General features: G+C 39.3%; 11 protein-coding genes. All 11 read right to left on the bottom strand.

The features are described 5' to 3' along the window. A partial coding sequence (locus IMQ48_RS22935) for a hypothetical protein (protein ID WP_196210805.1) occupies positions 1-384 on the bottom strand: 384 nt, incomplete at its 3' end. Beyond that, positions 365-1,591, bottom strand: a complete 1,227-nt coding sequence (locus tag IMQ48_RS22930) for a lipopolysaccharide biosynthesis protein (RefSeq protein ID WP_196210804.1) — start codon at positions 1,589-1,591, stop codon at positions 365-367. The genes IMQ48_RS22935 and IMQ48_RS22930, both read right to left, overlap by 20 nt. Continuing rightward, positions 1,584-2,138, bottom strand: a complete 555-nt coding sequence (locus tag IMQ48_RS22925; RefSeq protein ID WP_196210803.1) for a DapH/DapD/GlmU-related protein — start codon at positions 2,136-2,138, stop codon at positions 1,584-1,586. The genes IMQ48_RS22930 and IMQ48_RS22925 overlap by 8 nt, the downstream gene beginning before the upstream one ends. Next, a complete protein-coding gene (locus IMQ48_RS22920) occupies positions 2,135-2,896 on the bottom strand; it encodes an oxidoreductase (protein ID WP_196210802.1) in 762 nt (253 codons plus the stop codon). The genes IMQ48_RS22925 and IMQ48_RS22920 overlap by 4 nt, the downstream gene beginning before the upstream one ends. Further along, complete coding sequence (locus tag IMQ48_RS22915) at positions 2,889-3,584, bottom strand: cytidylyltransferase domain-containing protein (protein ID WP_196210801.1); 696 nt, start codon at positions 3,582-3,584, stop codon at positions 2,889-2,891. The genes IMQ48_RS22920 and IMQ48_RS22915 overlap by 8 nt, the downstream gene beginning before the upstream one ends. Continuing rightward, on the bottom strand, positions 3,581-4,564 hold the full coding sequence (locus tag IMQ48_RS22910) for a Gfo/Idh/MocA family protein (RefSeq protein WP_196210800.1): 984 nt from the start codon (positions 4,562-4,564) through the stop codon (positions 3,581-3,583). The genes IMQ48_RS22915 and IMQ48_RS22910 overlap by 4 nt, the downstream gene beginning before the upstream one ends. A 1-nt stretch (position 4,565) precedes the next feature. Continuing rightward, positions 4,566-5,624 (bottom strand): nucleotidyltransferase family protein, encoded by a 1,059-nt coding sequence (locus tag IMQ48_RS22905; RefSeq protein WP_196210799.1) that lies wholly within the window; start codon positions 5,622-5,624, stop codon positions 4,566-4,568. Positions 5,625-5,642: 18 nt separating this feature from the next. Next, positions 5,643-6,290, bottom strand: coding sequence for an acetyltransferase (locus IMQ48_RS22900; protein WP_196210798.1), 648 nt, complete (start codon positions 6,288-6,290; stop codon positions 5,643-5,645). Next, positions 6,283-7,356: an N-acetylneuraminate synthase gene (neuB, locus tag IMQ48_RS22895; protein ID WP_196210797.1), complete on the bottom strand. Its 1,074-nt coding sequence runs from the start codon at positions 7,354-7,356 to the stop codon at positions 6,283-6,285. The genes IMQ48_RS22900 and neuB overlap by 8 nt, the downstream gene beginning before the upstream one ends. A gap of 6 nt (positions 7,357-7,362) precedes the next feature. Continuing rightward, positions 7,363-8,526, bottom strand: coding sequence for a UDP-N-acetylglucosamine 2-epimerase (gene neuC / locus IMQ48_RS22890; protein WP_196210796.1), 1,164 nt, complete (start codon positions 8,524-8,526; stop codon positions 7,363-7,365). Positions 8,527-8,531: 5 nt separating this feature from the next. Beyond that, positions 8,532-9,674 (bottom strand): LegC family aminotransferase, encoded by a 1,143-nt coding sequence (locus tag IMQ48_RS22885; RefSeq protein WP_196210795.1) that lies wholly within the window; start codon positions 9,672-9,674, stop codon positions 8,532-8,534. Positions 9,675-9,683 lie beyond the last annotated feature (9 nt).

The following is a 9,683-nucleotide window of genomic DNA, read 5'->3' as shown; positions in this document are numbered from 1 at the left end:
CGTAGACATTCCATCTTCTAAATACGTTACATTCTGAATGTTTTTAAAGGATGATATTATATTCATCCATCTAGCGTGGGGATCACCAACAATCAGCGTTATTTTTTTTTTACCTAAAAGTAGAATTTTTAATTTAAAGATGTTTAAAAGGAGATGAATTTTATTTTTTCTCTGAATATTCAAAATTTGAACAGAAGAATATCTCTCATCTCTTAACTTGATAAAATTAAGTATCTCCTGCTCATTTTTTCGTTCACCATTCAATCGAATGATTAAATGAACTTTGTTTTCATTATTTTCAACATAGGCGTCTAAAGTTTTTAGTTGCAGTACAGATTCAACTAAAGCAAAATGAAATTCATTTTCATGTTTTTGTTTTAACATAGAACAAGACCCCCAATGTAAATAGCAACTGAACCCCCCACGAAAACACTAGACTTAACGATGCCCCCAATAAAGAAAATTTTGAGATAAGAAAATAACCAATTACTATCTGAAATAAACACGACAATATCGACGGGATATTAAGATACTGTGTCTTCTCCCAAAAATAAATATAATTAACCACGGAAAAATAACAGCCTTGTAAGCCATAAGCAAAAGTCACCACCGGAACCAGATAATAATACGATGAGTACTCGGTTGGTAAGAAATAATGCACAACTATATATGCAAAAAAATCTATTATTATGACTATACAGAACGATGCAACAAAGAATATAAGCGAAGAATGAACGGCTTTCTTATTTTCAGCAAGTAGAGATGTTTTTTTCTGATTTTGTTTTTCTGACAGAATCTTAAATAGATAGGGAGAATAATAATTATTTAATGACTGAAGTACTGCACTGACAATCAAGCCAAACTGGAGCATCATCGAATAGTATCCTACCAGTGACATAGTAAAAAGATTAGCCAAAAATAATCTATCAATACCTAAACGACACCATGAACTTAGTACGTGAGGAAGTTGATAAAAACAAAATCTAAATGTCTCATGTAATATTGCAGAAGTTGATGCCCGTACAGCTAAATGATCTTTAAAAAATTTAAAAGAAAAAAGACCATATGGTATAATTAAACAATACCACAAGCCAAGCTGAGTTCGAAAATAAAGAACATAACTAAATATCACAATGCAAACACAAACTGAAAGACTTAAATTTAATGATCCGTAGGCTTTTATTTTATTATACCCTCTGTATATCGATAGCTGTATTTGTATAACAGAATAAAAAAAGGAACATATTACCAGCGGAATATAATCGATAATAAAATCTTTATTAACATCAAAAAAAGGAAGCACTATATATAAAAAAAGAACAACAATCATATTAAAAGTAAATATTTTTAACAAACTTGATGAAATATCTTTTTCCTCACCATTTTCTTTTGATATTGAAACTAATATCTTCGCCCCTCCCCCCATGCTAATAACATTAAAAAATAATAAAAATAATAATTGTTTAGTTGTGTAAAACCCTAATTCTTCAGGACTCAAATATGAAGCGATGAAATATGGAATTACAAATGGCAAAATTTTATTTGTAAGATCAAACGCTAAATATTGAATGATTTTTTTATATTCACTCATTTACTTTCTTTATAAATCTAGCTGGATTACCCGCAACTACTGTAAAGGGCGGTATATTTTTAGTGACAATACTATTTGCCCCAACAACCGAGTTTTCACCTACCACAACACCAGGTAAAATAGTTACATTTGCGCCAACCCAACAACCTTTCTTTAAAATAACAGATTTCACGTCTGAATGTCCTTGCTTTGATATAGGCAACAATGTGTCTGAAAAAATATGATTGGAGACATAAATATGCACAGACGAACCAATCAGAACATCATCTTCAATAATAATATGGACATCATTTTCTTCTCCATGGGGAGATGCATAGAGCATTGTCCCCGGCCTAATTACAACGTTATTACCGATAGATATTTTCCGTGTCTCAACAGCATATGCAAATGGTCTAAAAAAAGAATTATCACCAAATTTTTTGAATTTCCTCTTACAAATAATATTACCTAAACGAGTTGAATATAATAAAAAATGCGTAAGTGGTATATCGGGTCCTAATCGATTACAAGTTAGCCAAAATTTTATTTTTCTAGCAATTGAGATCATAATGTGAACCCATCATCGATAATAATATTTTGCCCTGTCACATACTTTGATTCATTTGAAAGTAAAAAAACAATGCTACCAAGTATTTCTGTAACATCAAGCATCCCCGTACCATTAGTTTCTTTTTTGTACGCTTCCAGGAATGAGTCAGGTTGATGATCGAAAATACCACCAGGACTCACCGAATTAATCTTAAAGCGGCTATCACTGACATAAGCAACAATGTATTTATTCAAATGCAATATTGCAGATTTTATTGCTGCATACTCAACAGGCATTGTCATTTTGGTATTTTCGTATATTTCGAACTTTGGTGCCACAACACCATAAATAGAAGAAATATTTACAAGTGAAAATGAATGCTGATTTTTTTGGAAATATGCAGCACACTGCTGTGAGAAAAGAAATGAACTACCAAGATGTAACGAAAGATTCTCGTTGAAACTTTCCAACGTTACATCGTAAAAATGAGCGCCGTAAGTTTTATTACGCGGATAAGTAGTATTAACAGCACCATCCAGGTCAGGTGTAATGGCTAGTATTTTCTGAACAGATTCAAGGCTTGTTACATCAAGCTGATACAATTCATATCCAGCTGTGATATTCAGTTCATTTAATTTATTCTGAGTTGACACTAGGTCATAATCACCAGCAATAACATAACCACCTTCATCAATGATTTTTTTAACTAGCTGAGTCCCTAGCAATCCACCAGCCCCAGCAATAAGGATTTTTTTTCCTTTAAGTATATTAGTCACGATTGAATTCCTTAAGTAAAATTTCCGCCATGTGAAAATCAAAAATATCATCTATGTCGACGGCACGTTCTTTAGGCACAACAATGCTTGCAACTTTGCCTGAAAATAATCCATAGCTATTCAGAACGAACTGTGGAGTAGTCGCATACACGACTGTAGTAATATCAAATACGTCTGGTGCATCCTGCCGTCTGACCACCTGCCCAACAGGTTCGTTGACAAGCTTCACATAGCCACTTTCGTCAAATTTCACCATGTTAAAATAAGGGTTTCTGCTCGCCGGAGTGACTGAGATGCATATGTCTGCGCCAGACTCTTCTCTTTTAACAATAGCACATTCGACATCATCGACACTTCGCAAAGGACTCGTAGCCGGCAGGCTTACAAAGCCATCAAAATCACCCAATTCCTTCTGAACCCACTCAATTGCATGACGCCATGCCAGCCATTCCGGAGTGGTATCCCCGGCAAGCTCCACCGGTCTACGAATAACAATAGCACCACAATTTTCTGCTACGAGAGCGATATCATCATCGTCGGTTGAAACATATACAGAGGAAATTGAAGGACTCTGTTTAGCCGTCTCAATCGAGTATTGCAGGAGAGGTTTGCCTGCCAGGAGTTTAATATTTTTCCCAGGTAATCCCTTTGACCCGCCACGTGCAAATATAAAAGCATTTACTTTCATTTAACGTCTCCAATGTATTGACTTTTTTCTTTTATCTTTTCAATTAAGCCAACAATATTCGTTGATGACTCCAATGTCACAGAATCATTTTCACTCCCGGATATTTCTGCTATGAAGTCGAGCAACATATCTGTATACATGCCATTTTTATCCCAGTCAGGATCGCTAAAGATAATATCGGTACCCTGCCCAGTATGATAAATAACTTCGTTGCGTATGAGATCCCAGACAATCCGTCCTTTACTGCCAATAATATGACATTGTCGCCATGGTTTCTTTTGAAGAAAATCAAGATGGATATTAATAATTGCACCAACTGAATTTATCAGCATAACATCGGCTAAAGATTCAACATCCATTTCAAGCTCTGACGAAGTCCTCAGTACCGAATTCACAAGTTTCAGTTCACCAAACATCCATTGCGCATAATCCAGTTCATGGCTTAATTCGAGCAGCACTCCCCCCCCCAAAAATTTACTCGCTGATACGCTTTCACGATATGATTTTGAAGGTCTCCAGTCCGGCAGATATTGGCCGATTTCAATATTGACATTGTAAATACTGCCAACAAATTGCGTATCAATTAATTTTTTAATTATTTTTGCAGATGGCAAATAGCGTAAGCAATATCCTACAGCCACTGGAGTTGCGTGTCTTTCTGCTATTTCTTTTAACTTCTTAGCGTCATCGAAAGAAGCGGTAACAGGTTTTTCAATAAAGGTAGGAATTCCTGCAGCCAAAATTTTTTGACTATGTCGCAGATGGTAAGTTGCTGGTGATGCAACAATTACCAAATCGACTTGTTCTTGTATAACAGCATCAACATTTTTCAGGTAACCATCACAGTCATTCACTAACTCGGATAGCACTCGCCCACTTGAAGACACAGAATAAACAATAATACCTGGAAAAAGTTTTTTAAGATTACGACGATGCCTTGTTGCAATATTTCCCAAGCCTATGACAGCGACCTTTTTCATTTTAATCCAGTCCTAAAGAATGAATATCGGCCTGCGCGCGGTTAAAATCATCCATTCGCCCAATATCAAGCCAATACTCATGAATCGGAAACATTAGTACATCTTTATTCTTACTCATAAATTGCTCGAGTAACGTCGGCATATCAATGCGATAATTTTTAGGTACTGATTTGAAAATGTCAGGAGAAACAACATAGATTCCTGCATTAACAAAGAAATGATGTACTGGTTTTTCAACCATGCTGACTATTTTGTTACCATTACCTGTTATAACGCCATATGGGATCTGGTAATCATATTCTCTTACACAGATTGTCGCATCAGCATTGTTATTATTGTGAAATGATAATAAACGTTCAAAATCAATATTGGTAAGCACATCACCATTGATCATAATTAGTGGCAAAGAGTCTGATAAGGAGTCAGGAAGTAATCCCAGCGCTCCTCCCGTACCTAAGGGAGTTTCTTCATGTATATAGGTGATTTTTGCATCAAACGCATCACCATCACCGAAATGCTGATGAATCACCTCTGGTAGAAAATGAGTTGATATATATAAATTAGTAAACCCTGATTTAACAAAGCTTCTTACTACTGTCTCTAAAATAGGTTTATCACCTACTTTAAGCATTGGTTTAGGGCAATTATCAGTGAGTGGTCTCAAACGAGTACCAAACCCTCCGGCCATAATAAAAACAGGATTATCATATTTTGCCGTTGTGCCAACACTTGCAATAGTCTCCAGCCCCACAATGACGCCGTTATCAACTAATGGTATAGACAGTATCCCGTACAATGACATCAGATTATTCAGCTCTTTTTTGGAAAGAACCGGGCTTGCTGTTACGGGTTTTTTATTCATAATCTGCTGTACTTCTGCAGTCAGCGGCAGGTTTTTCAAAAGCCCTCTACGAATATCTCCATCAGTAATGACACCTAATAACGTGTTATCCTCATTAACTACCAGCGCAACTCTCAATGCTTCTTTATTAATAATTTCGAGTGCTTCAAGTATCGAACTATCTGGTGAGACTAATACATTTTTCCATTGCTGAGTCATTTTATACCTTCTGAAACATTATCTGACTGTGGCATGCGGTGCATAAACTTTCTGTTGTGATCGTATGTTTTTTGCTACCAATGCGTTCGCCATGATCGTGGCTCTTGATCCGATTTCAATATTCTGAATAACAGTTGCACCTGCGCCAATGAATACATGCTCTTCAGTTTTGCACTGTCCACATATTATAGCCCCTGGAGAGATGACGTTATATGTACCGAGAGACACATCATGCTCAATGACTGCACGGGTGTTAATAACAGTATGAGCACCAATATGTGAACCGGGTTGAATTATGGCACCAGGAAATATCTGCACCCCTTCTCCTAAAAAGGCAAAGGGTGATACATACGCGTTATCAGCTATAATTGTTTCAAAACTATAGCCCATTTTTTCAAAACGCAAATTAACTTTATATCTAATTTCCGAGCCCGGTAAGGCACCAATTCCATTAATTATGCGAATATCCTTTGGTTGGAAACGAGAGATTTCATTGTCATTCGAATAAACATCAATTCCTGAATATATCTTTCGTTGAGTGATATCATCAGGACTAATAATAGCAATAATTTCTCGTTTCTGTTTTTTCAGAATATCAACGATTACGCTTGCGTGTCCACCACCACCAATAATAACAAGTGGTTTTTCCTGAACATTATCATTCACCAATTAGCTCCCCTGGTAAATAATCACTCCCGGAAACTTTATTTATTAGATCCCAATACAAATAAGGAGACATACCTGTACCTGGGCGCTTTATTGCAAGATTATCGGATGTGAAACTTTCCCCCGCCATAATAGCTTTTGCAGCAACCAGGCTTTTTCGCGCAACGCTCTTGTTCTTGATTTCTGACACTGTTGGCGCTTTAATGCTATATCCCAGTGCTTTTTCAATCTGACGGATAGCGATAATCATTGCCTCCAGTTCAACAGGTTCCAGCGATGCTTTGTGATCAGGCCCTTCCATGTTTTTATCAAGAGTAAAGTGTTTTTCGATCACAATCGCACCACGTGCAACAGCAGCCACAGGAATCATTATCCCTTCACTGTGGTCGGAATACCCTACAGGCAATCCAAACGCCTGATGCAACGTATCCATAGCACGTAGATTAATCTCTTCCATTGGCGCCGGATATTCCGTAGTGCAATGAAGAACGATAACCTTTTCCTTAAGCGCTTTCTGACCAACCGCTGACGAGTACGCACACTGAAAAGCTTCAATACTCGGCACTGCCTCTTCAGGTGCTGTATATCCGAAAGCAATAACGCCCAACGCGGCCTCAATATCAGCCAATGTCGCCATTCCCGTGGAGACAATAATGTCGCAACCTGTGCGCGCATGCTCAAGTACCAAAGGCGCGTTAGTTAATTCACCTGAAGGTAACTTCAACCTTTTGATGCCAAGCTCATTAACAAGAAAATCTAGGCTCTCGGAATCAAAGGCGGTAGAAAGGAATTCTATACCAAGATTATTACAATAACTAACTAGTTTGTGGTGAGCTTCCCATGAAAGCTCCAGCCGACTTAACATTTCTAACTGTGATTCTTGCTTTTTAGTATTCGCAACCTGATAGTCCGCCTGTACCGCTTCGGCTGTTACCAGATTTTTCGCCTTGAACGTTTGAAACTTGACGATATTCGCACCTGCTTTATGAGCAGCATCAACAAGTTTAAAAGCCAGTCTTTCGTCGCCGTTGTGGTTAACACCGGCCTCAGCAATAATAAGCGTCATATAGTTTCACTTGATGTCGTAGAATGTCTTGCTCGGTACAAAATTCATGGATTTGATCATCTCAATGATCTTAGCACTCGTATTCCCTTGCCCATAAGGGTTAGATATTTGTTCACCTTCCCTTATGTAACTTCGCGAAATCGCACACGTTAGTGTAGCAGTGATAGATTCCGTTGTAGCATCACAGTTGAGTACGCTTTGCGCGGCAATACGCCCTTTTTGGCGTACGCCAATATTTACCGTAGGAACGTCGAAAGCAGGTACCTCAATTATGCCACTGGAAGAATTTCCAACTACAGCTGAAGCATATTTAACCGCACTGAGATAACGCACCTGTCCAAGTGATGGGATAGCTTTCACACGTTCAGGTGATTTAGCAGCATAGGCTTCAAGTAAAGGAATAATTTTTCTACCGCCATCATCCGCATTCGGATAGGTCAGAATGACCTGAAGCTCGGGAAATTTATCAAGCGCGTCCAGCAATGCTGTAAAGCTCGCCTCAGCAGGCTCATATCCTAAAGTAACCGGATGATATGTGACAACTACATACGGTTTTTTTAACGAAAAATTTAATGATGTTGATAGCTCTTCAACCGTCATAAACTTGCCGCGCTTCAGATGATCTAACCCAATAGCGCCCACATTAGCAACACGAGCAGGATTTTCACCCAACTGAACGACACGTTTTTTATATTCTTCCGTGGAGGTGCCGTGTAAATAACTCAATTTGGTGATAGCGTGTCTAATAGCATCATCGTAGGCGCCTTCAGTAATTTCACCGCCATGTAGATGGAAGACAGGAATACGGAGAATCATTGCGGTTTGCGCCGCCGCAAGAGCTTCGAAACGATCGCCAAGAATGACTAAAACATCAGGTTTCAGCCGGGATAATGCATCAGCAAACCCCAGAACCCCCAACCCCATACTTTTTGCTATACCGACTGGAGAATCAGAGGACAGCAAAATCTCAATTTTTTCATCAATTGAAAAACCATCCTGTTCGATCTGTTGCCACGTATTGCCAAATTCAGGGGAAAGGTGCATACCACTGACAAGCAATTGCAGTTGCAGCTCCTCATCGCTCTGAATGTCCTTCATTAACCAATAAAGTAATCCATATTCTGCTCGGGTTCCGGTAAAAACTGCGACCTTGCGTGTAGTTGCTGTCATCGCGTTTATTCCACCGGAGAGCTAGGCAAGTTGACTAAGCGTGCCTCAATTTGCGCAGAGTTTTTAAGATCATCGCGCATTGCGTGCTCAAACATCGGTAGGCGATGCATCAGTTTCCATATTGGGCGAACCATGACTTTCGCTTCGTTCATTTGCGCAAGAATGGCATCGCGAGAATCCAGGTTTTCGCACATTACTGCATTCAGCCAATAATTAGACTGCGCATATTCAGGTTCTTTGACGAATTTAAATTCTGAACCTTTAAATAAATTTTCATAGCGTTGGGCAAGCATGCGTTTTTGCTTTAAAAACACATCCAGACGTTCCATTTGCCCGCAGCCCAATGCGGCATTCAGGTTAGGCATACGGTAGTTAAAGCCGGGTTCATCGTGGTAAAACTCATACGGATGCGGAACCTTAGCAGTTGTGGTGACATGCTTCGCACGCACACCAGCCTCAGATGAACGACAGAAGACCATTCCGCCACCGCCAGTGGTGATTATCTTATTGCCATTAAAGCTCAGAGCGCCATACTCACCAAGCGTACCAGTGTGGTGGCCCTTATAAAAAGACCCCAGACTTTCAGCGGCATCTTCGACCAGAACAATATGCCACTTCTTACAGACCGCAATCAGCTCATCCATTTGAACCGGATGACCAAAGGTGTGCATCGGAACCACAGCACGAACGACCTGACGTGTTGTACGATGCTGACATCCCCGTTCAGTCAACTCTGTGTTTTCAGTGAGCCAGTTATCGAGCGCAATAGGGCAAAGACCCAGGCTAACGGATGAGACGTCTGTAAATACGGGCTCTGCCCCAAGATGATAAAGTGCATTACAGGTTGCAACAAAAGTCAGCGCCTGAGTAACCACTAAGTCGCCGCGCTTCACCCCGGCCAGATACAGCGCAGCACTTAATGCCGCAGTACCATTTACCGTCGCAACAGCTCTCGCCGTTCCGGTATAAGCCTCCATCTTGCGCTCAAAGTCATCGACATATTTGCCTACGCTTGAAACAAATGTGCTTTCAAGTGTATCCAATACATATTTTTTTTCATTGCCATCAAAAACTGGCGCATGCAAAGGAATAAACGCATTCGTTTTGTATACGTCGCGAACAAACTCGATAATTGAATTTATATTCATACCAGGAAG

Source organism: Citrobacter sp. Res13-Sevr-PEB04-36, assembly GCF_015672735.1.
GTDB lineage: Bacteria > Pseudomonadota > Gammaproteobacteria > Enterobacterales > Enterobacteriaceae > Citrobacter.
The sequence above is the reverse complement of the archived record's forward strand: the minus strand, read 5'-3'. Positions and strand labels throughout refer to the sequence as shown.

Excerpts from the sequence above, each read along its gene's own strand:
- IMQ48_RS22930 (WP_196210804.1), bottom strand. The coding sequence starts at position 1,591 with ATGAGTGAATATAAAAAAATCATTCAATATTTAGCGTTTGATCTTACA.
- IMQ48_RS22905 (WP_196210799.1), bottom strand. The coding sequence starts at position 5,624 with ATGACTCAGCAATGGAAAAATGTATTAGTCTCACCAGATAGTTCGATA.
- neuB (WP_196210797.1), bottom strand. The coding sequence starts at position 7,356 with ATGACGCTTATTATTGCTGAGGCCGGTGTTAACCACAACGGCGACGAA.
- IMQ48_RS22910 (WP_196210800.1), bottom strand. The coding sequence starts at position 4,564 with ATGAAAAAGGTCGCTGTCATAGGCTTGGGAAATATTGCAACAAGGCAT.
- IMQ48_RS22915 (WP_196210801.1), bottom strand. The coding sequence starts at position 3,584 with ATGAAAGTAAATGCTTTTATATTTGCACGTGGCGGGTCAAAGGGATTA.
- neuC (WP_196210796.1), bottom strand. The coding sequence starts at position 8,526 with ATGACAGCAACTACACGCAAGGTCGCAGTTTTTACCGGAACCCGAGCA.
- IMQ48_RS22925 (WP_196210803.1), bottom strand. The coding sequence starts at position 2,138 with ATGATCTCAATTGCTAGAAAAATAAAATTTTGGCTAACTTGTAATCGA.
- IMQ48_RS22885 (WP_196210795.1), bottom strand. The coding sequence starts at position 9,674 with ATGAATATAAATTCAATTATCGAGTTTGTTCGCGACGTATACAAAACG.